The organism is Sporosarcina sp. FSL K6-5500 (genome assembly GCF_038005665.1).
In the GTDB taxonomy this organism is placed as follows: domain Bacteria; phylum Bacillota; class Bacilli; order Bacillales_A; family Planococcaceae; genus Sporosarcina; species Sporosarcina psychrophila.
The window spans coordinates 47828-71335 of record NZ_JBBOTP010000001.1 but is presented as its reverse complement, the minus strand read 5'-3'; the positions used below and the strand labels follow the sequence as shown (position 1 = coordinate 71335).

The 23508-nt window shown below is 43.7% G+C and carries 18 protein-coding genes; all 18 read left to right on the top strand.

Going from position 1 to position 23508, the window contains the following annotated elements:
* The first annotated feature begins 159 nt into the window (after positions 1 to 159).
* The 18 genes from MKX62_RS00310 to MKX62_RS00225 all read left to right on the top strand — a co-directional run bounded on the left by MKX62_RS00310 (position 160) and on the right by MKX62_RS00225 (position 23483).
* Positions 160 to 954 carry an isoprenyl transferase gene (locus MKX62_RS00310; RefSeq protein WP_340740392.1) on the top strand — a complete coding sequence of 265 codons (795 nt, stop codon included), beginning with the start codon at positions 160 to 162 and terminating at the stop codon, positions 952 to 954.
* Positions 951 to 1745, top strand: coding sequence for a phosphatidate cytidylyltransferase (locus MKX62_RS00305; protein ID WP_187045378.1), 795 nt, complete (start codon positions 951 to 953; stop codon positions 1743 to 1745). Before MKX62_RS00310 ends, MKX62_RS00305 begins: the two co-directional genes overlap by 4 nt.
* A gap of 16 nt (positions 1746 to 1761) precedes the next feature.
* Positions 1762 to 2910 carry a 1-deoxy-D-xylulose-5-phosphate reductoisomerase gene (locus tag MKX62_RS00300; RefSeq protein WP_340740391.1) on the top strand — a complete coding sequence of 383 codons (1149 nt, stop codon included), beginning with the start codon at positions 1762 to 1764 and terminating at the stop codon, positions 2908 to 2910.
* Positions 2911 to 2953: 43 nt separating this feature from the next.
* On the top strand, positions 2954 to 4213 hold the full coding sequence (gene rseP, locus MKX62_RS00295; RefSeq protein WP_338655896.1) for an RIP metalloprotease RseP: 1260 nt from the start codon (positions 2954 to 2956) through the stop codon (positions 4211 to 4213).
* Positions 4214 to 4537: 324 nt separating this feature from the next.
* Entirely contained in the window at positions 4538 to 6244 is a 1707-nt protein-coding gene (locus tag MKX62_RS00290; RefSeq protein ID WP_067211165.1) for a proline--tRNA ligase, read from the top strand.
* Positions 6245 to 6458: 214 nt separating this feature from the next.
* Entirely contained in the window at positions 6459 to 10781 is a 4323-nt protein-coding gene (locus tag MKX62_RS00285; RefSeq protein ID WP_370569894.1) for a PolC-type DNA polymerase III, read from the top strand.
* 368 nt (positions 10782 to 11149) lie between these two features.
* Positions 11150 to 11626, top strand: a complete 477-nt coding sequence (gene rimP / locus MKX62_RS00280) for a ribosome maturation factor RimP (RefSeq protein WP_340740390.1) — start codon at positions 11150 to 11152, stop codon at positions 11624 to 11626.
* A 22-nt stretch (positions 11627 to 11648) separates the two neighbouring features.
* Positions 11649 to 12845, top strand: coding sequence for a transcription termination factor NusA (nusA, locus tag MKX62_RS00275; protein WP_187045374.1), 1197 nt, complete (start codon positions 11649 to 11651; stop codon positions 12843 to 12845).
* 19 nt (positions 12846 to 12864) lie between these two features.
* Complete coding sequence (gene rnpM, locus MKX62_RS00270; protein ID WP_067211155.1) at positions 12865 to 13143, top strand: RNase P modulator RnpM; 279 nt, start codon at positions 12865 to 12867, stop codon at positions 13141 to 13143.
* Positions 13140 to 13517 carry a YlxQ family RNA-binding protein gene (locus MKX62_RS00265; protein WP_067211153.1) on the top strand — a complete coding sequence of 126 codons (378 nt, stop codon included), beginning with the start codon at positions 13140 to 13142 and terminating at the stop codon, positions 13515 to 13517. Before rnpM ends, MKX62_RS00265 begins: the two co-directional genes overlap by 4 nt.
* Positions 13465 to 16086 (top strand): translation initiation factor IF-2, encoded by a 2622-nt coding sequence (infB, locus tag MKX62_RS00260; RefSeq protein ID WP_340740389.1) that lies wholly within the window; start codon positions 13465 to 13467, stop codon positions 16084 to 16086. The genes MKX62_RS00265 and infB overlap by 53 nt, the downstream gene beginning before the upstream one ends.
* Entirely contained in the window at positions 16083 to 16361 is a 279-nt protein-coding gene (locus MKX62_RS00255) for a DUF503 domain-containing protein (RefSeq protein ID WP_067211147.1), read from the top strand. Before infB ends, MKX62_RS00255 begins: the two co-directional genes overlap by 4 nt.
* Positions 16362 to 16383: 22 nt before the next feature.
* Positions 16384 to 16746, top strand: coding sequence for a 30S ribosome-binding factor RbfA (gene rbfA / locus MKX62_RS00250; protein WP_067211145.1), 363 nt, complete (start codon positions 16384 to 16386; stop codon positions 16744 to 16746).
* Positions 16747 to 17009: 263 nt separating this feature from the next.
* Positions 17010 to 17921, top strand: a complete 912-nt coding sequence (truB, locus tag MKX62_RS00245) for a tRNA pseudouridine(55) synthase TruB (protein WP_340740388.1) — start codon at positions 17010 to 17012, stop codon at positions 17919 to 17921.
* 12 nt (positions 17922 to 17933) lie between these two features.
* Complete coding sequence (locus MKX62_RS00240) at positions 17934 to 18881, top strand: bifunctional riboflavin kinase/FAD synthetase (protein WP_340740387.1); 948 nt, start codon at positions 17934 to 17936, stop codon at positions 18879 to 18881.
* 129 nt (positions 18882 to 19010) lie between these two features.
* Positions 19011 to 19280 (top strand): 30S ribosomal protein S15, encoded by a 270-nt coding sequence (gene rpsO / locus MKX62_RS00235; protein WP_067211137.1) that lies wholly within the window; start codon positions 19011 to 19013, stop codon positions 19278 to 19280.
* A gap of 558 nt (positions 19281 to 19838) precedes the next feature.
* Complete coding sequence (gene pnp / locus MKX62_RS00230; RefSeq protein ID WP_067211135.1) at positions 19839 to 21956, top strand: polyribonucleotide nucleotidyltransferase; 2118 nt, start codon at positions 19839 to 19841, stop codon at positions 21954 to 21956.
* Between the two features lie 279 nt (positions 21957 to 22235).
* Complete coding sequence (locus MKX62_RS00225) at positions 22236 to 23483, top strand: M16 family metallopeptidase (protein ID WP_340740386.1); 1248 nt, start codon at positions 22236 to 22238, stop codon at positions 23481 to 23483.
* Positions 23484 to 23508 lie beyond the last annotated feature (25 nt).

The window sequence follows — 23508 nt, the reverse complement described above, 5'->3', positions numbered from 1 at the left end:
CCTATGAAAGGTCCTACCCCGCGTCGAGACTCCAACGCCCTTGAACAGGCGTTTCCGTATTTGTTCTTTATGAACAGCAATAAAAAATGAAATTAACCGTCTAATTTGTTACGATAGAGTATGTACTTGCTCTGATAGTAGCTGAGTGGAGGAAACGATATGCTGGAAAAAATATTTGGGAAAAAAACTGTGGTGGCAGCTAGTTCAATTTCGGACCGAATGACAACTGTTAAAAGCAAGCATATCCCTGCCCACGTGGCGATTATTATGGATGGCAACGGCAGATGGGCGAAACGGCGTAATTTACCGAGGATTGCAGGTCATCATGAAGGGATGAAAAAGGTTCGTGTAATAACACGCATCGCAAATGACCTTGGTGTAAAAGTGCTTACACTTTATGCCTTTTCTACGGAAAATTGGAAACGACCGAAACTAGAAATAGATTTCTTGATGAAACTTCCAGGGGAGTTTCTTAGCACTCACCTCCCAGAATTAATCGAGCAAAACGTGAAGGTAGAAATGATTGGAAACTTTGATATGTTGCCAGATCATACGAAAAAAGCGATTAGTAAGGCAATGGAAGAAACAAAGCACAATGACGGTTTAACATTGAACTTTGCCATGAATTACGGCAGCAGGCTAGAACTTGTCGAATCTGTCAAAGAAATTGTGGCACTGGTAGCGGATGGTTCAATTAATCCAGAAGATATTGATGAGTCACTCATTGGATCCCATTTAATGACCGCTCATTTACCGGAACCGGATTTACTAATTCGCACAAGCGGCGAAGTCAGGTTGTCCAATTTCATGCTTTGGCAGCTCGCATATGCCGAGCTTTCTTTCACAGACGTGTTGTGGCCAGATTTTGATGAAATATGCATGCTGAATGCGATTGAAGAATTCCAATTGCGAAATAGACGTTTTGGTAGTGTAGAAGGGAATGGAGACGTTTGAAACAGAGGATACTAACGGCAATCGTTGCGCTTATCTTTTTCGTTCCACTAGTTGTAATAGGTGGGTTGCCCTTCACGATTGCAGTTTATGCAATTGCAACAATTGGGTTATATGAACTTTTACGGATGAGGGACATTCAATTAATTTCAATTGAAGGTATTTTGACATGGGTTGCGCTTGCAATATTACTTATGCCTGCCAATTGGAGCGGCACCGTCTTCGAAATGGTTGGTTATACAAAAATCGAAATGACATTTGCTATTGTCCTTATGCTATTGATTTATACAGTTGTTGTTAAAAATCGATTTACGTTCGATCATGCAGCTTTTTCTGTTTTAGGTGTGTTGTATGTCGGAATTGGGTTTTATTATTTGATTGAAACGAGATTATTCGGAATCGAATATGTCGTATATGCTTTGATGGTAATTTGGGTTACGGATTCCGGTGCCTATTTCACAGGTAGAAAAATAGGTAAGCGTAAATTGTGGCCGGAGATCTCCCCGAACAAGACAGTGGAAGGTTTTGTAGGCGGTGTATTGTCAGCTGTTGTTTTTGCTTGCATCTTCCAAATCTACTTCCCTATTGCTTCTACATATATCATACTTATTGTTGTGACGATTATTGCATCGATTGTCGGGCAATTGGGCGACCTTGTCGAATCGGCACTAAAAAGGCATTATGAAGTGAAGGATTCAGGAAAGCTCCTGCCAGGTCATGGTGGGATTCTAGACAGGTTCGATAGTCTCCTTTTTGTACTGCCATTACTTCATTTTCTACACTTTGTAGGATAAGGGAAAGGGTGTCTACATGACAAAGAAAATAAGTCTACTAGGGGCTACAGGCTCCATCGGTATACAGACACTGGATATCATTGGTTCCAACCCCGATAAATTTAAGCTCGTATCTTTTTCAGCTGGTTTGAATATCGATAGTGTAAGGGAAATTGCTTCAGCGTATCATCCACAAATGATATCTGTAATAAGATGTGAAGATGCCGAAATGCTGAAAACGGAATTTCCCGCTATCGAATTTGTTTACGGAGATGATGGCCTTGTTGAAGTTGCGGCACGTACGGGTTCTGATATATTGCTTAATGCCGTCATCGGCAGTGTTGGGCTTAAACCAACACTTGAAGCAATCCGCGCTGGGATAACTATCGCTATTGCCAATAAGGAAACACTTGTCGCAGCAGGAGAAATCGTTATGAGCGAAGCCCGTAAATACGGTGTACCGATTTTACCTGTGGATAGTGAACATTCAGCACTTTTCCAAGCGTTGAACGGTGAAGATCCGAAACGTATTTCTAGGCTTATTTTGACGGCTTCAGGCGGAAGTTTCAGGGATCTTACCCGGGCAGAACTTGCAAACGTGACGCTTGAACAGGCTCTTGCGCATCCTAATTGGTCAATGGGCAATAAATTAACAATCGACTCGGCGACCATGTTGAACAAGGGGCTTGAAGTGATTGAGGCACATCATCTTTTTGCAATGCCTTATGAAAAAATTGATTGTTTGCTTCATAAGGAAAGTATCATCCATTCGATGATCGAGTTCGAAGACACAAGTGTCATGGCACAACTTGGTTCACCAGATATGCGCGTACCTATCCAATATGCTTTGACCTATCCAGATCGGATTCCGATGCAAAACGCGAAACCGCTTCGTCTCGAAGAAATTGGAATGTTGCATTTCGAGAAAATGGATCTAGTTCGTTTTAAGGCGTTGGGACTTGCATATGCTGCTGGTAAAGAAGGTGGTACAATGCCAGCTGCCATGAATGCTGCAAATGAAGTGGCTGTAGCGTTGTTTATGAATGGTCGTATTCCATTTGTGCAAATTGAAGACATCATTGAACGGGTAATGGAGGCGCATCGAACAATTCTAACTCCGAGTCTTGAAGCAATTTTGGAAACAGATTCGCTTACTCGAAAAATGGTGTATGCTATGGTAGAATGAGTTTTTTAGAAACGGCCAAAGAGGTCAGTGAAGGTGGTTTTTCATGGAAACCGTTATTTCGTTTATAATCGTATTCGGTACTTTGGTCTTTTTTCATGAACTAGGACATTTCTTGTTTGCGAAAAAGGCTGGAATCATGGTGCGTGAATTCGCAATAGGATTCGGCCCTAAAATTATTGGTATTCAAAAAGGTGAAACGTTATATACAGTTAGACTTCTGCCGCTTGGTGGTTATGTCCGGATGGCAGGGGAAGACTTTGATACGGTTGCATTACAGGCTGGTTATCGTGTAGGTCTATTAATTAATGCTGCGAATGAAGTTGAAAAGATTTACTTGAACCGCAATGTTGCGAATCCTGACGTTCTATTCCTTGAAACCGAGTCATCTGATTTGGAAAAGGAACTATTCATCGAAGGCTATGATGAAGAAGGGCAGCTTGTCCGTTACAATGTATCTAGAAAAGCGGTTATCTATGAGAAGGGGCAGAAAACACTTATTGCCCCGTATGATCGCCAATTCGAATCGAAGTCTCTCGGCGGCCGAGCAATGACTATCTTTGCAGGTCCATTGTTTAACTTTATTCTGGCGTTTTTCATATTCCTTACGATCGGACTGTTACAAGGTGTACCGACATATGAACCCGTTATTACAAACGTGGTTAGCGGTGATCCTGCACAGGTTGCTGGTATGAAAGATGGAGACTTCGTTAAAGTGGTCGATGGCAAACCCATCGAAACATGGCAGGAGTTTGCTGAAATCATTCAAAATAGTCCCGGTATACTGCTCCAGCTTGAAGTGGATCGTAACGGTGATTCGGTGATGATGGATGTTGTACCAAAGACACTTGAAGAAAAAGGTAAAGAATACGGCCAGATTGGCGTGAAGTATACAAGCCCAGTAGAGAAAGGTGCATTAAAAGCAGTTCAACATGGGGCGGAAGAAACAATTGTATGGTTTAAAAGAATAGCCGATTTACTCGGGCAGCTTGTAACAGGTCAATTGTCATTCGACGCCTTATCAGGACCTGTAGGTATTTACCAAGCTACTGGGGAAGTAGCGCAGCACGGTATATATAGTCTTATGAACTGGGCGGCAATTTTAAGCATTAACCTGGGGATTATGAACTTGTTGCCATTACCAGCACTTGACGGCGGAAGGCTATTGTTCTTCCTGTTTGAGGCAATTCGTGGTAAGCCAATCGCCAAACAAAAAGAAGGAATGGTCCATTTCGTAGGGATTGTTCTGCTGATGTTACTTATGCTTATAGTAACCTGGAATGATATACAGCGCTTTTTCTTTTAAAGAAAAGCGCAAGGCGCCGTTTAGCCTCGACAAGCGCTGTAGTGCCTGTTGGGAAAGGCGTACTTTGCCTTTATCGACAGGCTCGAAGCGACTCGAGGGGGTGGCGCCTGAAGTCTAGACAAGAAAAGCGCAAGGCGCCGTTTAGCCCCGACAAGCGCTGTAGGGCCAGTCGGAAAAGGTGTACTTTGCCTTTATCGACAGGATCGAAGCGACTTGGCTTAGGTCGGCACGTATCTCTGAGCGCCGTAGCGAATTAAATGGGATTCTTTATATTGACCTATATACCAAGGAATTCCAAAAACAATACTTAAGGTGGGAACATAGATGAAACAATCGCGAACATTCATACCTACGATGCGTGAAGTACCTTCTGATGCCGATGTAAAATCACATCAATTACTTTTACGCGCAGGTTTTATCCGACAAAATACAAGTGGAATTTATTCATTCCTACCTTTGGGAAAGAAAGTACTTCAAAAAGTCGAGACAATTATCCGTGAAGAGATGGAAGCAATCGAAGCTGTAGAAGTATTTATGCCTGCTATGCAACAAGCGGAACTGTGGCAGGAAACTGGCAGATGGTACTCATATGGTCCTGAGCTATTCAGAATGACTGATCGGCATAAAAGGGAATTCGCCCTCGGTGCGACTCATGAAGAAGTAATTACTTCACTTGTTCGCGATGAAGTGAAATCTTATAAGAAGCTACCACTGACAATGTTCCAAATACAGACGAAGTTCAGGGATGAACAGCGTCCACGTTTCGGACTTCTGCGAGGACGCGAATTCATCATGAAAGATGCGTATTCCTTCCATGCGACGGAAGAAAGTCTTGATGAGAAATACCAGGAAATGATGCAAGCCTATACGAATATCTTTACAAGGCTTGGGCTTGATTTCCGTGCAGTTATGGCAGACGGTGGATCAATCGGTGGTACAGATACGCATGAATTCATGGCGCTGTCTGACATTGGTGAAGATACAATTGCATATAGTGATTCTTCCTCATATGCAGCTAACATTGAAATGGCTGAAGTGAATGTCAACTATGAAAAACTGGATGAAGCATTGCGGGAAGTAGAAAAAGTCGCAACGCCTGATCAAAAAACAATCAGCGAAGTTGCTTCATACCTGAATGTCGATGCAACTCGTCTTATTAAGACACTTATCTTCAAAGCAGATGATGAGCTAATCGCAGTCCTTTGTCGTGGAGATCATGAAATCAATGATATTAAGTTGAAAAATGTACTTGGGGCCTCAGAAGTTGAGTTCGCAGCTGAAGGTGATGTTACTGAGCTTCTTTCTTGTGGGGTTGGTTCAATCGGGCCAGTTAAACTTCCTCTTGATCTTAAAGTGATTGCAGATCACTCAGTCGCATCAATCGTCAACGGTGTATGCGGAGCAAACGAAGACGGTTTCCATTTGACAAATGTCAATCCAGAACGTGATTTTGCTGTGGATCGCTATGAAGATCTTCGTTTCATCCTCGAAGGAGACGCGTCTCCGGATGGCAAGGGTACCATTAAGTTTGCCAAAGGAATTGAACTTGGACATATATTCAAATTAGGTACGACATATAGTGAACCGATGGGCGGAACATTCCTTGATGAAAACGGCAGATCGAAACCGTACATCATGGGCTGTTATGGCATTGGCGTATCACGTATACTTGCAGCTGTCGCGGAACAGTTCAATGATGAGTACGGATTGAAATGGCCGAAGAAGATTGCGCCATTTGATGTCCATCTAATTGCCGTAAATCTTAAAGATGAAAGTCAGAAAGAATTGGCTGACGAATTATATAGTGTTCTAAAATCTTACAGATATGATGTCCTGTATGATGATCGTCCTGAACGTGCAGGCGTTAAATTCGCAGATTCAGATTTAATTGGTCTACCGATTCGCATTACAATCGGGAAAAGAGCTTCAGAAGGAATTGTCGAAATCAAATTCAGACAAACCGGGGAAACTGCTGAATGGCAAAAAGAAGAACTAACTGAAAAGTTACAAGCATTTTTCACAGCTGAATAACTATTGAGAAGGGAAGGCCGCATGTCGGTACTTCCCTTCTTTTTCGAAAGATTAAGAAAGAATGTGTTTTTTGACCTAGAACAGTGTCTAGCTCCAGGCGCCAGCCGCTCGGTCATAAGCAATCCAGCTATGTGGCAAAGAGCGCCACGTCCCTGGATCGACTTATGCCTGTCGCGTCCAGACGGCGCCTTGCGCTTTTCTTACTGATGAAGGATTGGAGAGGCTTATGGACGCTATAAATAAACTATATATCTTGCTGCAACAAATCGAGATGACAGATGATCAATATGTCATTCACTTTGAACATGCGGAACTTAACCGTGTGAACATTCACCGAAAATCAAGAGTGTGGCAATTTAATTTAACGCTCGACAAGCCATTACCAGTAGATGTCTATACAGTGTTTTCGCAACGTATCAATAAAACATTTGCGGCAATTGCGAGGGTTAAGCTTCATATTACATCCAGAAACCAGGAAGTAGATGGGCAATTACTAACGGATTATTGGCCATTTATCATCGAAGAGTTGAGTGATATGTCTCCGCCAATCAGAGAACTTCTTATTGGACAAAAGCCGGTCATGACGGGTGGTAAAATGACGCTTTCTTGTACGAATGATTTGGAACTACAAATGATGAAAGGCAAATATGCTGGACTCATCACGGATGTGTATACATCATTCGGATTTCCGCGGCCTGTCGTCGATTTCAAATTGACAGATGAAGATAGCGGAGCGGAAGCTGCCCGTGAAGCATTTATGGCGCAACGGCTAGCGGAAGAGGAAGCGTATGGTAAAAAAGCGCTTGAAGATTTAAAACTAAGGGAAACATCCCAGAAAGAAAGTGGCACTGTATCTGGACCATTCCGTCTCGGAACGCCAATTAAACCAGATGAGCCTATGCTCGAAATTCAGCAAATTCAGGACGAAGAACGTCGCGTGACAATAGAAGGCTATGTGTTTGATACGGATGTTCGTGAACTGCGGAGTGGACGCTCACTGTTGACGATTAAAGTAACAGATTACACGGATTCAATTCTTGTTAAAATGTTCTCGCGTGATAACGAAGATGCGGAAATGATGAAGGCGCTGAAAAAAGGGACATGGATTCGAGCCCGCGGCGGTATCCAAAACGATACGTTCGTACGGGATCTTATTATGATGGCTCAAGACGTTATGGAAGTGTCTCCTATTATCAGACAAGACAAGGCGCCGAAGGACCGAAAACGGATTGAACTGCATGCACACACGACGATGAGTCAGATGGATGCCGTTGTATCTGCATCTGCACTTGTTGAACAAGCGGCGAAATGGGGACACCCCGCAATCGCAATTACAGATCACGCGAACGTTCAATCATTTCCAGAGGCGTATAACGCTGGGAAAAAACATGGTGTGAAAGTCATTTTCGGACTAGAAGCAAATCTAGTTGATGACGGAGTGCCTATCGTATTTGATGAACAGCATAGAAAGCTTGAAGATGATTCATTTGTTGTATTTGACGTTGAGACGACAGGGCTTTCAGCAGTGTATGACAGAATCATCGAGCTGGCTGCAGTCAGAGTGAAAAATGGTGAGATTATTGAGACGTTCGAAAGATTCTCAAATCCGCATCATCCGCTATCATCGACAACGACCAGATTGACGGGAATTACCGACGAAATGGTAAAAAATGCACCGGAAATTGAGGATGTCACGAAAGATTTCGTCGAATTTATTGGCGATTCGATTCTTGTTGCTCATAATGCGAAATTCGATATGGGCTTCTTTTATCAAGCATGTAAAAAGGCGGACTTGGAAGCCGCGGCCTATCCGGTTATCGATACGCTCGAACTGGCCCGCTTCTTGTACCCAGAAATGGGTAATCACAGGCTTGGTACGTTAGCGAAAAAGTTCGGAATCGAACTGACTCAGGCTCACCGAGCAATCTATGATACCGAAGCGACTGCACATCTGTTCCTTCGTTTGTTAAAAGATGCGGAAAGCAAAGGCATCGAATACTTGGATGACTTTAACCGCCATATTGGTGAAGGTGACGTCTACAAACGGTCCCGTCCATCGCATTGTACACTTTTAGCGGTGGATGATGAAGGATTGAAAAACCTGTTCAAACTTGTTTCGTACTCACATATGGATTATTTCTACCGTATTCCGCGTATTCCGCGTTCATTGCTAGTTAAATACCGTAAAGGGCTGCTTGTTGGCTCTGGTTGTGATAAAGGTGAAGTGTTCGAGGGGCTTATGCAGAAACCGATGGAAGAAGTAGAGGAAATTGCGAAGTTTTATGATTACCTTGAAGTCCATCCCAAACCAGTTTATTCGCATTTGCTTGAACTTGAATTGATTCGCGATGAGTGGAATATGGAAGACATAATGCGGAAACTAATCAAGCTTGGAAAAAAGGTTGGTTTACCCGTTTGTGCAACTGGAAATGTCCATTACATTGATGAAACGGATGCAACATTCCGCCAAGTACTTGTCAGATCACAAGGTGGAGCCAATCCGATGAACAGGCATTCGCTACCGGCGGTCCAATTCCGGACGACGGATGAGATGCTGGAAGAGTTTGCGTTTCTAGGTCAAGAAGTCGCGGAAGAAATAGTCATCGACAACCCGCATGCAATTTTAGAAAGAATCGGTAACGTAAAGCCAATCAAAGATGATCTTTATACCCCTACAATCGAAGGTGCGGATGAAGAAGTACGTGAACTGACGTATTCAATGGCGCACGGAATCTATGGTGAGCAATTGCCGGAAATCATCGAAGCACGTATTGAAAAAGAACTAAAATCGATTATTGGTCACGGCTTTGCGGTTATCTACCTTATTTCGCATAAACTCGTGAAGAAATCGCTAGATGAAGGGTATCTGGTTGGGTCTCGGGGGTCTGTCGGTTCGTCGCTTGTTGCTACGATGATGGAAATCACCGAAGTAAATCCAATGCCGCCACATTATATTTGTCCGACCTGTAAGGTAGCCGAGTTTTTCGATGATGGATCTGTCAGTTCTGGCTACGATCTTCCAGACAAAATGTGCCCAACATGCGAAACGCCATTCAAAAAAGATGGTCAGGATATCCCGTTTGAAACTTTCCTTGGATTTAATGGGGATAAAGTTCCCGATATTGACCTCAACTTCAGTGGTGATTATCAAGCACATGCTCATAATTATACGAAGGAACTGTTCGGTGAAGATTTTGTTTATCGTGCAGGGACGATTGGAACAGTCGCTGAGAAGACCGCCTATGGCTATGTACGCGGCTATATGAATGATAATAATTTGAACTTCCGTGGCGCTGAAATTGATCGACTGGTACAAGGTTGTTCAGGCGTTAAAAGGAATACGGGGCAGCATCCCGGTGGAATTATCGTTGTTCCGGATGATATGGATATATTCGATTTTACACCCATTCAGTTTCCGGCGAATGATTTGAATTCGAGTTGGAAGACGACTCATTTTGACTTCCATTCCATTGACAATAACTTGTTGAAACTCGATATTCTTGGTCATGATGATCCGACAATGATTAAAATGTTGCAGGATTTATCCGGCATTGATCCACTTACGATTCCACCGGATGATAAAGGCGTCATGGAATTATTCAGCGGTACAACTTCGCTTGGCGTCACTCCGGAGCAAATCGGTTGTAAGACGGGTACGCTTGGTGTGCCTGAGTTTGGGACAAGATTCGTACGGCAGATGCTTGAAGAAACGAAGCCATCGACGTTTTCGGAACTGATTCAAATTTCCGGATTGTCTCATGGTACGGACGTTTGGCTCGGCAACGCCCAGGAATTGATTCAGAACAAAACTTGCGAATTGAAAGACGTTATTGGTTGTCGTGATGATATTATGGTGTACCTGATCTATCAAGGGCTAGATCCGTCGATGGCCTTTCAGATTATGGAATTTGTCCGTAAAGGCCGCGGGTTGACACCGGAGTTTGAAGCGGAAATGAAAGCTCAAAGCGTACCTAACTGGTACATTGAATCTTGTAAAAAGATTAAATACATGTTCCCGAAAGCACACGCAGCTGCCTATGTATTGATGGCGCTACGCATCGCATACTTCAAAGTGCATCATCCAATTCTGTACTATGCAACATACTTCACAATACGGGCAACGGACTTCGATCTACTGACGATGACGAAGGGGTCTGCGTCGGTTAGAGCGCAAGTTAAAGAGATTAATGCAAAAGGGCTTGATGCAACGCCGAAAGAAAAGAGCTTGCTCACGGTACTTGAAATTGCGCTGGAAATGTGGGAGCGCGGTATTTCATTGGCAAGACCAGATTTGTATAAATCCGACGCAACAACATTCCTTATTGAAGGCGATACACTGATTCCGCCATTTAATTCAGTTCCTTCTCTTGGAACGAACGTTGCGAATTCAATTGTTGAAGCAAGGAAAGACGGAGAATTTCTTTCGAAAGAAGATTTCCAACAGCGCGGCCGTGTTTCGAAGACAATTGTCGAGTATATGGACGCATTAGGTTGTTTGGAAGGTATGCCTGATGCGAATCAGCTGTCCCTCTTCTAGGATTTTTGCTTTGTTTTTCGAAATACAATATGTAGCGTTGTTTAACATCTATTGTATAATCCCCGCAAAGGAAGCTGGAATTATGCAAACAAACCGAACTCTTCTTGTTCGGTTTGTTTGCACCAGCAAATATCGTATGGTATGATGGGAACAACTTTTGTAATAGTCTTGCGCAAAAAGAGTGGGATTTCCCGCTCTTTTCTGTTGTTCTGTACTGTTTTTTAATTTTATTTGGTAGAAGTTCAGGCTTTCATCAAATAAAGTTAGAGCCTCCGGCGGATGCCACAGATTTTGTAGTGAATTAAATCTACCTAATCTTGGCGCAAATACGCCGAGGCGTATTTGATTAATATTTCGGGAGGGCTAAGATGAGTAATATTACGGAAGAAGTCGCAAAAATCGCCGGTCCAATTATAGAGGAACTAGAATTGGAACTTGTCGATGTAGAGTTCGTTAAAGAAGGAAGAGACTGGTTTTTACGGGTCTATATTGATACACCTAACGGAAGCATCGATATTGATCAGTGCTCTCAAGTTAGTGAAAAGTTGAGTGAAGAGCTTGACCGTACTGATCCAATTCCGCAAAACTACTTTCTTGAAGTGTCTTCACCAGGCGCAGAGCGTCCGTTGAAGAAGGAAGAAGATTTTCAAAAAGCGATTGGACAGTTCGTATTCATTAAAACGTACGAAGCCATTAAAGATATGAAAGAGTTCGAAGGTTATTTATTGGCATATGGTCCTGAAGGCGCTGAAGTTGAAATGCGCATTAAGACTAGAAAAATAAAAGTTGTAATCGAACTGGATAAAATCGCACTTGCCCGTTTGGCAATCGACTTTTCCGCATAATTGAATAGTAGGAGTGATTAACATGAGTAGTGATCTACTCGATGCATTGACAGCCTTAGAAAAGCAAAAAGGTATTTCTAGGGACGTATTAGTGGAAGCAATCGAAGCGGCACTTGTAACCGCATATAAACGCAATTTTAATCAGGCACAAAATGTGCGCGTTGACTTGAACCTTGATAAAGGAACAATGAAAGTTTATTCAAGAAAAGACGTTGTCGAAGAAGTCGAAGATGAGCGTCTACAAATCAGTCTTGAAGATGCACATAAAATCAACCCATCTTATGAACTTGAAGATGTTGTTGAAGAAGAAGTGACGCCACGCGACTTTGGTCGTGTTGCAGCACAAACTGCGAAGCAAGTTGTTACGCAGCGTGTGAGGGAAGCGGAACGTGGCATCATCTATGAAGAGTACGTCGATAGGGAAGATGATATCGTCAACGGTATTGTTGAACGCCTTGACGCACGAAATTTGTATGTTGGTCTTGGGAAAGTCGAAGCTGTTTTACCAGTAGGGGAACAGATCCCGACAGAAAAGTATCAACCACATGATCGTATCAAAGTCTATATTACAAAAGTTGAACGTACATCACGTGGTCCGCAAGTGTTCGTATCAAGAACACATCCAGGACTTCTTCGCAGACTGTTTGAAGTTGAGGTTCCTGAAATCTTTGAAGGTATCGTTGAAATCAAATCGATTGCACGAGAAGCGGGAGATCGTTCTAAAATTTCAGTTCATACGAATAATGATGCAGTAGATCCGGTTGGTTCATGTGTAGGCGCAAGAGGTGCACGGGTTCAATCGATTTCAAATGAACTAAATGGCGAGAAAATCGATATCGTCGAATGGTCAGAGGATCCAGCTATATTCGTAGCAAATGCACTGAGTCCTTCAAAAGTAATTGACGTTCAGGTAAATGAAGAAGATCGATCGACAACGGTTGTTGTACCTGACTATCAATTGTCACTTGCTATCGGGAAACGTGGTCAAAACGCTAGACTTGCTGCCAAGATGACTGGTTGGAAAATCGACATTAAGAGCGAAACGGATGCACGCGAACTTGGGATTTATCCGTCAGCCACTAGTGCGTTAATCATAGAACAAGTCCAGTTGGATGGGGACGCGAACGAAAGCGACCCGTACTTCGTTGAAGATGAAGTAACAGAAGACGTTGGAACTGAAACAATCGATCTGTATACGGATACGGAAAACGAAGACTGAGAGGAAAGGTTGAGCACACATGACAAACATGAAAAAAATTCCTTTGCGTAAATGTGCGGCGACAGGCAATATGTTTCCCAAAAAGGAAATGATTCGCATCGTCCGCCCGAAAGAAGGGGAAGTTTCAGTCGATCTCACTGGCAAGAAATCAGGCCGCGGGACATATGTGTCAAAATCCGAAGAAGCAGTTGAATCCGCGCGCCGTAACAGATCGATTGAAAGTCAACTTGGAACGGCCGTACCTGAACAGGTATTTGAGGATCTTCTCCACGCGATCCGCCGGGAGGCATTAAAATGACAGATCCGAAAAAGATTTATCAAATGCTTGGCATGGCGGCGCGGGCAAGAATGCTTATAATGGGTGAAGATTTGGTTGTTCGGGAAATTCGTGCCGGCAAAGCGCGTCTTGTAATTATTTCAGAAGACGCATCTAAAAATACATTGAAGAAATTAACTGATAAAAGTGCATTTTACAACGTTGAGAAGCATGTTTTCGGGACTCGAGAAGAGCTTGGACATGCAGTTGGAAAAGAGTCGCGAGTGGTGCTTGCGCTAACGGACAGCGGTTTTGCTAAAAAGGTGTCCGGGCTACTCAACGAATATAACCGGGGGTGGACTAATGACGAAAATACGAGTACACGAATACGCGAAACAAGTGAATCGGACGAGTAAAGAAGTTATTGATGAGCTTGGAAAGATAAATGTAAGTGTTACAAATCATATGTCGACATTAGATAATGATTCGATTACAAAGCTGAATAGTAAATTCAGTGGCAATGTCACTAAACCAAGTGCGCCAAAAGTAGAAACGAAGGGTGCTGAACAAAAAATGGCTCCAAAACCATCACAAGGTTCGACAGGCGGCAATCGCCCAGCGCAAGGCTCAACAGGCGGCAATCGCCCATCACAAGGATCAACAGGCGGCAATCGCCCATCACAAAGCTCAACAGGCGGCAACCGTCCATCACAAAGCTCAACAGGTGGCAACCGTCCATCACAAAGCTCAACAGGTGGCAACCGTCCAGCACAAAGTTCAACAGGTGGCAACCGTCCATCACAAAGCTCAACAGGTGGCAATCGCCCATCACAAAGCTCAACAGGTGGCAACCGTCCAGCACAAAGTTCAACAGGCGGCAATCGCCCATCACAAAGCTCAACAGGTGGCAACCGTCCAGCACAAAGTTCAACAGGCGGCAACCGTCCAGCGCAAAGCTCAACGGGTAGCAATCGCCCAGCGCAAGGTTCAACAGGTGGCAACCGTCCAGCGCAAAGCTCAACGGGTAGCAATCGCCCAGCGCAAGGTTCAACAGGTGGCAACCGTCCAGCACAAGGCGCACCAAGTGGACAAGGCGGACGCCCAGGTGGCGGAGGTCCAAGTCGTCCAGGTGGCGGTCGCGGTGGACGTCCACCAGCACGTGGTATAAACCAAGGGCGTAGAAGATATCGTCCAGCGAACCCGATTCCAAAAGTGGAAAAACCGTTACCGGAAAAAATCACTTTCTACGAATCACTGTCAGTTGCTGAACTAGCGAACAAACTAGGCCGGGAACCGTCTGGAATCATCAAAAAACTCTTCATGCTTGGTATCATGGCTACAATCAACCAAGAATTGGACAAAGATGCGATTGAACTCATCTGCGCAGATTATGAAGTTGAAGTAGAAGAAGAAATTCGTATCGATGTAACTGATCTTGAAACGTACTTTGAGGAGCATGAAGAAACAGCTATTGCTTCAATTGAACGTCCTCCAGTCGTTACAATCATGGGGCATGTTGACCACGGTAAAACGACACTTCTAGACTCGATTCGTAATACGAAAGTTACACAAGGCGAAGCGGGCGGTATCACACAGCATATTGGTGCCTACCAAATCGAAGAAAAGGGCAAGAAAATAACATTCCTTGATACACCAGGTCACGCGGCGTTCACAACGATGCGTGCACGCGGTGCGAAAGTGACTGATATTACGATTCTTGTTGTAGCAGCGGATGATGGTGTTATGCCACAAACAATCGAAGCAATCAACCATGCGAAAGCGGCTGAAGTTCCGATTATCGTTGCAGTGAATAAGATGGATAAGCCTTCTGCAAATCCAGACCGTGTTATGCAAGAATTAACAGACCAAGGACTTGTTGCTGAAGCATGGGGCGGAGATGCAATTTTCGTACCAATCTCAGCATTAAAAGGCGAAGGAATTGACCAGTTGATTGAAATGGTTCTTCTTGTTGCCGAAGTCGCTGAACTAAAAGCTGATCCAAACATCCGCGCACGCGGAAGTGTTATTGAAGCTTCTCTTGATAAAGGTCGCGGTGCTGTTGCAACGCTTCTTGTACAAGACGGAACGCTTCGTGTAGGTGATCCAATCGTAGTTGGTAACACATACGGTCGTGTACGTGCGATGGTAAGTGACATTGGACGCCGCGTGAAAGAAGCTGGCCCATCTACACCGATTGAAATTACAGGGTTAAGCGATGTACCTCAAGCTGGAGATCGTTTTGTTGTCTTTGAAGACGAGAAAACAGCACGCCAAATCGGGGAAACTAGAGCTGGTGAAGCGCTGCAAGATCAACGCGTTGAGAAAACACGTGTAACACTTGATAACTTGTTTGATCATATGAAACAAGGCGAAATCAAAGAATTGAACTTAATCGTAAAAGCAGACGTACAAGGTACGGTTGAAGCGATGGCATCTTCACTTATGAAAATTGAAGTTGAAGGCGTCAACGTTAAAATCATCCACACAGGTGCTGGCGCGATTAATGAATCTGATATTTCACTTGCTGCTGCATCAAATGCTATCGTTATTGGATTCAACGTTCGTCCAGATGTCAACGCGAAACGCGCGGCTGAAGAAGAAGGCGTTGAAATCAGACAACACCGTGTCATCTATAAAGTGATTGAAGAAATCGAATTGGCAATGAAGGGTATGCTTGACCCTGAATACGAAGAAAAAGTTATCGGCCAAGTTGAAGTACGCGAAACAATTAAAGTGTCTAAAATCGGAACGATTGCGGGAAGCTATGTGACGAGCGGTAAGATTACTCGTGATTCAAGCGTTCGTATCGTTCGCGACAACATCGTCATCTTCGAAGGCGAAATAGATACATTGAAACGCTTTAAAGACGATGCAAAAGAAGTAGCAAAAGGCTATGAATGTGGAATTACAATCAAAAACTTTGACGATATACATGTAGACGACGTTATCGAAGCCTTCATCATGGAAGAAATTAAACGAGTATGATTGTCTATGCGGAATGTTCATTCTTCATTCCGGAGGCGGCTTCATTGAAAGAGAAGCGGTCTGTTTTAAAACGGATGACGGACAGAGTCAAAAATGACTATAATGTCTCCATCTCAGAACTAGATCATCAGGATCTGTGGCAACGAACAACAATCGCTCTTGTTGCTGTTGCCTCATCAAAAGATGCAGCTGAGCGTGAGGTGAGGCGGGCAATCCGACTATTGGAGTCAAATCCAGAATGGGAATTGTCCAACTTAACGCTCGACTATTATTAAAACGGGATTGGGGTGACCATCCATGACAATGCGTGCTAATCGTGTTGCAGAGCAGATGAAAAAAGAGCTTGGTGAAATCATCGGTCAAAAAATTAAAGATCCACGAATCGGTTTTGTAACAGTAACTGATGTCGAGGTGACTGGTGATCTTCAACATGCAACGATTTACATTTCTGTTCTTGGAAAAGATTCGGAAAAAAAGGATACACTAAGAGGGCTGAATCAGGCGAAAGGATATATTCGTACTGAAATCGGCCAGCGAATCAGGCTTCGGATAACACCCGAACTTAAGTTCGAATACGATACTTCCGTTGCATACGGAACTCGAATCGAATCACTTCTTAAACAGGTGAAAAACGAAGACAATGAAGTAGAAAAAGAGTAGGGTGCCGCTAAGATGCGACGGGCATAAAGCGGGCCAGCGTCGCGGGGTACTATCCGCAGAGCTGGACTGATTTATGACCCTAGCATCTGGTACCCGGAGTCTAGCCAGTGGAAAAAGAGTAGGGTGTCGCTAAGATGCTTTATGACCCTAGCATCTGGTACCCGGAGTCTAGCCAGAACAAAAAGGAGGAAGTCGGTGTCCACAAGGACTTTCCGGCTTCCTCCTTTTTACATATAGTAAGAATTGTGAAGGTGGTGGCGAGTATGAATGGAATACTTCCCCTGTGGAAGGAAAAAGGAATGACTTCGCATGATTGTGTATTCAAGTTGCGGAAGATTCTCGGTACGAAAAAAGTGGGACATACCGGTACACTTGATCCAAGCGTAGAGGGCGTATTGCCGATTTGTCTAGGACAGGCAACAAAGGTCGCTGAATATATAACAGATTCTGGCAAAGAATATATTGCGGTTGTATCCATTGGGACTGCAACTGAAACGGAAGATGCGGATGGAGCAGTCGTAGCTTCGGATTTATCACCAAAACATATTACACGAACGGAGATTGAAGCAGCGCTCGCCAAATTGACAGGCGAAATCGTCCAAATTCCACCGATGTATTCTGCTGTAAAAGTGAATGGTAAAAAGTTATATGAATATGCTCGAAAAGGCATTGAAGTTGAAAGGCCTGAACGGAAAGTGTTCATTCGTGAAATCGAATTGTTGGATCCTGTACAATGGTATGAAGGTGAAACAGTTTCATTCCGCATCCGAGTTGCTTGCGGCAAAGGAACGTACATCCGCACGCTTGCAGTCCAAATAGGGGAGCTACTGGGTTTCCCGGCGCATATGGCCGCATTAGTCCGTACATCGTCAGGAACGTACGTGCAGGACGATTGCCGTACATTGGATGAAGTGAGGGCTCTTCAAGAAGAAGGGCAAATAGCCTCGATACTTCGTCCGCTTGAAGATGCACTAAGTGATTTTACTGCGATTGAAATCCCTGAGGAGCTTCTGGAGAAAGTAGAAAATGGACAAGTGTTGCCGGAGCATCCACTGCTGGACACGGAAGAGGCACTCGTGTTTATGAATGAAGGCAAGGCACTTGCAGTATACAGGAAGCATCCTACCAAGCTTGGTCTTATGAAGCCTGAAAAGATGTTTCCATTGAACAGGTAAGGGGCGATACTAATGGACATCTACAAATTGCATTATCCAGAAACAATTACGATTGACTATGATGTGAATTACTCCCTTGCGATTGGTTTCTTTGACGGCTTGCATAGAGGTCATCAGACAGTGATCAACGAAGCGAAAAGAAAGGCCGAAGAACTAGGTATCCGCTCGGCTGTTATGACATTCGATCCGCATCCCTCTCATCTATTTGGTGATGGTGAAAATAAGGTAGGTTATATTACGCAGTATAAGGAAAAAGCTAGACTACTTAGTGCAATGGGGATCGATGCTTTGTTCATCGTAACGTTTGACTGGGCACTTGCTTCGCTTTCGCCTAAGCAATTCGTCGATATTTTCTTGAAGGAACTACATGTTTTGCATGTTACTGCAGGGTTTGATTTTACATTCGGTTCGAAGGGCGCGGGCACCATGGAGCAGATGGCTGCTTTGTCAGACGGGGCATTCGGTACAACTGTTATTGAAAAAGTAACAGATAATGAGCAAAAGATTTCCTCAACACGGATTCGTGAGCTTTTGTCTAAAGGTAATGTTGAAGAGACAGAATTGCTTCTTGGCAGACCTTTCCGGACAGTGGGTATAGTCGTTGACGGCGAGAAAAGAGGAAGGCTGCTCGGATTCCCCACTGCCAACGTTATGCCAGAGAAAAGTACAGTGTTGCCTGCAAATGGCGTCTATGCAGTGCGTTTTACTGTGGATGAACAAACATATGAAGGTGTGTGTAATGTTGGCGTTAAACCGACGTTCCATGATCCAAGTGATAGACAGGCCGTCGTAGAAGTGCATGTACTCGATTTTACCGGAGATCTCTATGGTAAAGAAGCATTTGTAGACTGGGTGGGACATATCCGTCCTGAGCAAAAATTCGGTTCCATTGATCTGCTTGTCGAACAGATCGCCAAAGACAAAAAAAGCGCACAAGAGATTCTAGCAGCACGCGGATGATTGTTGCATTTCCAAAATAGGCGTGGTACTATAAATACGTGCCAATGTGCACAAACCATTCCTTGGCATCGCGAATCACCAACGCTTGCTCGGGAACCGGGGATATCTTACTATATGGAGGTGAAGAAGATGGCTATCACACAAGAACGTAAAAATGAATTGATCAGTGAATACAAAATTCATGATACTGATACTGGATCAGCAGATGTACAAATCGCTGTCCTTACAGAAGAGATCAATAACCTGACAGAACATTTCCGTCTTCATAAGAAAGACAACCACTCACGTCGTGGTCTTTACAAAATGATCGGAACTCGTAAAAGACTTTTGAGATACTTACGAGACAATGAAGTTCAGCGTTACCGTGATCTTATTGCTAAACTCGGCCTTCGCCGTTAATAAGATGACTATCGAAAGTGGGCCTCGTGCCCGCTTTTTTTTGTGCGTATTTTTAATTGCGTTTAACTTGTTATGACCGGCATGGGCCCTATTATGCTCGCCATGGGCGCGGTTATGACCGGCATGAGGCCTGTTATGCTCGCCATGGCTTCGATTATGACCGGCATTAGCCTTATTATGCCTGCCATGAACTTACTCGTAAAAAACCATGTCAATGCCTTTACTTTGAACATAAAGCACTACGACATGCTTATGCATTCGCAGTGGCGTTGTATTAGTAGGTGGCAGTCTCCCGCCCTAAGACTGGCGGCGAGGCAGATTGCAGGAATTCTTTATGTCCTTTACTTCCGTGTTTCATTTCCTACAAAAAAGTCCATAACACCACTAATTTCGCCCATTCTATACTAGAAACCACAATAAAGTGGTATACTGTACAAATGTGCCATGATGACGGTTAATGATGATAAAAACTTGTGTTCACTGAGCGCTATCACTTACACTACTACTAAGTACATACACGTATACAGTCGAGGCTGGGATATGGAGAGGGGTTCAATTATGACCGAGAAAAAAGTTTATACACTAGATTGGGCAGGACGACCGTTGACAATTGAAACGGGACAACTTGCTAAACAGGCTAACGGAGCAGTACTTGTACGCTACGGGGAAACAACAGTACTTTCAACTGCAACATCTTCTAAAAATTCACGAGGATTAGATTTCTTCCCTCTTACAGTGAATTATGAAGAACGCATGTATGCTGTTGGGAAAATTCCAGGTGGCTTCATTAAACGTGAAGGACGTCCATCAGAAAAAGCGGTCTTAACGAGCCGACTAATCGACCGTCCAATCCGTCCTTTATTCGCAGACGGGTTCCGCAATGATGTACAAGTTATTTCACTTGTTATGTCAGTTGATCAAGATTGTTCATCTGAAATGGCAGCAATGCTCGGTTCTTCACTTGCATTGTCGATTTCTGACATTCCTTTCGAAGGACCAATCGCTGGTATTCAAATTGGATTAATCGACGGGAAATTCATCGTTAACCCAACACCGGCACAATTGGAGAAGAGTGAACTTGACCTTGTTGTCGCTGGTACGAAAGATGCGATCAACATGGTTGAAGCAGGCGCACAAGAAGTTGCGGAAGATATCATTCTTGAAGCAATTATGTTCGGACACGGTGAAATCATTAAACTGATTGAATTCCAAGAAAAAATCATTGCTGAAGTCGGCAAAGCGAAAACGGAAGTTGCACTATTTACATTGGATGAAACAATTATGTCCGATATTAAAAATAGCTGTGAAACCGATCTTGTTAATGCAATCCAAACTGTTGAGAAGCATGCGCGTGAAGATGCTATCAATGCAGTGAAAAACGAAGTAATCGAACGCTACAAAGAAAACGAAGCGGACGATGCGACGATGAAACAAGTAAAAGGCGTTTTGGATTATATGGTTAAAGAAGAAGTACGTCGCCTTATTACGGATGAAAAAATCCGTCCTGATGGCCGTGGCCTTGACGAAATTCGTCCACTTGCATCTGAAGTAGGCATCTTGCCACGTACGCACGGTTCAGGTCTCTTTACTCGCGGACAAACGCAAGCGCTTAGTGTTTGTACACTTGGAGCCCTTGGTGAAGTACAAATCATCGATGGTCTTGGTCTTGAAGAAACAAAACGTTTCATGCACCATTATAACTTCCCGAACTTCAGTGTTGGTGAAACGGGTCCAATCCGTGGACCAGGACGTCGTGAAATTGGGCACGGTGCACTTGGGGAACGCGCACTTTCAGCGGTTATCCCGAATGATACTGATTTCCCGTACACAATTCGTCTAGTAGCTGAAGTACTCGAGTCAAACGGTTCATCTTCACAAGCATCGATCTGTGCTTCAACAATGGCTATGTTAGATGCGGGTGTTCCACTTAAAGCTCCAGTTGCGGGTATCGCAATGGGTCTTGTGAAAAAAGGGGACAACTACTCTGTTCTTTCCGATATTCAAGGGATGGAAGATCATCTTGGCGATATGGACTTCAAAGTAGCAGGAACTGACAAAGGAATCACTGCGCTTCAAATGGATATTAAAATCGATGGTCTTTCACGTGAAATCTTGGAAGAAGCATTGACACAAGCAAAAGTAGGTCGCTTGAAAATTTTAAACCATATGATCACAGCAATTTCAGGACCGCGTGAAGAGCTTTCAGAATATGCTCCGAAAATTATCGTTATCAAAATCAATCCAGACAAGATTCGTGACGTAATTGGGCCAGGCGGAAAAGTCATCAACAAGATCATCGAAGAGACGAATGTTAAAATCGATACTGAACAAGATGGTACGATTTATATCTCTTCTCCAAACAATGAAATGAATACCAAAGCGAAAGCGATGATTGAGAATATCGTTCGCGAAGCAAAAGTTGGCGAATACTATATGGCGAAAGTGAAACGCATTGAGAAATTCGGTGCCTTCCTTGAACTATTCCCAGGTAAAGACGGATTGCTCCACGTTTCTGAAATTGCAGAAGAGCGGACCAAAGTGGTTGAAGATGTCTTGAAAATGGGCGATGAAATGTTCGTGAAAGTAACTGAAGTTGATAACCAAGGACGCGTTAACCTGTCTAGAAAAATTGTCATTCTTGAAGAAAAAGAAGCAGCTGAAAAAGCGAATAGCTGAATCGACATACAGCACTAGAATGGAAAGCCCCTCTTCAAGTGAAGATGAGGGGCTTTTTCTTCATTGTCCAGTCTCTAGCGACCACACGCTCGGGTCATAAGTCAATCGGGAGGGATTGAACTGCATCCCTCCTTATTGTCGCAGGACGCGGCGACTTTAGACTGCCTTCCTCTTGTGGCGAACTTAAGCTGAGTTCTCTAACTCGGTCCGCTTGCGCTTTTCTTCATCCATCAAATATACTATAAAAATAGAATAGAGTTTAAAAGGGGGATTCCAAGAATGATAGAAACACATGTATGCCGAAATGGCGTCAGAATCGTCCATGAAAAAATGCCGCATGTACGCTCGGTAGCACTAGGGATATGGGTAGGTGCAGGTTCAGGAGACGAGAAGGAATCAGAAGCGGGAATCGCTCATTTTATTGAACATATGCTCTTTAAAGGAACGCCATCACGAAGTGCGCGCACGATAGCAGAGGAATTTGACCGGATTGGGGGAGACGTAAACGCCTTCACATCGAAAGAGATGACTTGTTATTACACGACGGTACTCGGACACCAGGCACCTCGCGCGCTATCCATCTTAACGGATATGTTTTTCAATTCGACGTTTGATGAAGCAGAAATTGAGAAAGAAAAGTCGATTGTCCTTGATGAAATTGCAGCAGTCGAAGATGCACCGGATGATGATGTAGACGAACGGTTATGGAGCGTTATGTTTCCCGAACAACCGATTGGTAAACCAGTTCTCGGTGATGAATCGACAATCAATACGTTCAACCGCAAAATGATAGATGACTTCATGGGTCGCACGTATACGCCTGATCAAGTTGTTATTTCAGTAGCTGGCAACTATGACAATCGATTAATACAGCTGATTGAAGTTCAATTCGGTTCATTCAAAAAGGACGAGAAGATTGAACGGGCGACACCAGTAGCGTTACCTGAATTCCACGGCGGTATTACGCTGAAAGAAAAAGATATTGAACAAGCCCATATCTGTCTTGGCTTTACAGGGCTTACTGTAGACGATAAGCGAATTCCAGAGTTGATTGTGTTAGATAGCATAATAGGCGGCTCGATGTCCTCGCGACTATTTCAGGAAGTACGTGAAGAACGTGGTTTGGCATACTCAATTCATTCCTATTTCTCCGCGTATAAAACGACGGGTGCATTCATGATATACGGTGGAACTTCCCCAGATAATCTCAGGGAATTGTCCGATACGATTGATGAAGTAATTCAATCGATATTGACGGCAGGCGTTACAGAAAACGAATTGCATAATGCGAAAGAGCAGTTAAAAGGCGGGTTCCTGCTAGGTCTTGAAAGTTCAGAAGCAAGGATGCACCGCAACGGTAAAAATGAACTCATTTTAGAGGAGCATAAATCAGTCGATGAAGTTGTAGCTCTTATCGATAATATCGAATTAAATCAGGTTTATAGAATGGCAAACGACATCTTTAGTGGGCAACGGGCAACATCCATCATCGCCCCAAAGGATGTTCTAAAAGAATTTAATAGTTGATTGCTAGCGTTAGTCAGTTTTCCCG

Excerpts from the sequence above, each read along its gene's own strand:
- MKX62_RS00310 (WP_340740392.1), top strand. The coding sequence starts at position 160 with ATGCTGGAAAAAATATTTGGGAAAAAAACTGTGGTGGCAGCTAGTTCA.
- MKX62_RS00300 (WP_340740391.1), top strand. The coding sequence starts at position 1,762 with ATGACAAAGAAAATAAGTCTACTAGGGGCTACAGGCTCCATCGGTATA.
- rseP (WP_338655896.1), top strand. The coding sequence starts at position 2,954 with ATGGAAACCGTTATTTCGTTTATAATCGTATTCGGTACTTTGGTCTTT.
- MKX62_RS00290 (WP_067211165.1), top strand. The coding sequence starts at position 4,538 with ATGAAACAATCGCGAACATTCATACCTACGATGCGTGAAGTACCTTCT.
- rimP (WP_340740390.1), top strand. The coding sequence starts at position 11,150 with ATGAGTAATATTACGGAAGAAGTCGCAAAAATCGCCGGTCCAATTATA.
- nusA (WP_187045374.1), top strand. The coding sequence starts at position 11,649 with ATGAGTAGTGATCTACTCGATGCATTGACAGCCTTAGAAAAGCAAAAA.
- rnpM (WP_067211155.1), top strand. The coding sequence starts at position 12,865 with ATGACAAACATGAAAAAAATTCCTTTGCGTAAATGTGCGGCGACAGGC.
- MKX62_RS00265 (WP_067211153.1), top strand. The coding sequence starts at position 13,140 with ATGACAGATCCGAAAAAGATTTATCAAATGCTTGGCATGGCGGCGCGG.
- infB (WP_340740389.1), top strand. The coding sequence starts at position 13,465 with ATGACGAAAATACGAGTACACGAATACGCGAAACAAGTGAATCGGACG.
- MKX62_RS00255 (WP_067211147.1), top strand. The coding sequence starts at position 16,083 with ATGATTGTCTATGCGGAATGTTCATTCTTCATTCCGGAGGCGGCTTCA.
- rbfA (WP_067211145.1), top strand. The coding sequence starts at position 16,384 with ATGACAATGCGTGCTAATCGTGTTGCAGAGCAGATGAAAAAAGAGCTT.
- truB (WP_340740388.1), top strand. The coding sequence starts at position 17,010 with ATGAATGGAATACTTCCCCTGTGGAAGGAAAAAGGAATGACTTCGCAT.
- MKX62_RS00240 (WP_340740387.1), top strand. The coding sequence starts at position 17,934 with ATGGACATCTACAAATTGCATTATCCAGAAACAATTACGATTGACTAT.
- rpsO (WP_067211137.1), top strand. The coding sequence starts at position 19,011 with ATGGCTATCACACAAGAACGTAAAAATGAATTGATCAGTGAATACAAA.
- pnp (WP_067211135.1), top strand. The coding sequence starts at position 19,839 with ATGACCGAGAAAAAAGTTTATACACTAGATTGGGCAGGACGACCGTTG.
- MKX62_RS00225 (WP_340740386.1), top strand. The coding sequence starts at position 22,236 with ATGATAGAAACACATGTATGCCGAAATGGCGTCAGAATCGTCCATGAA.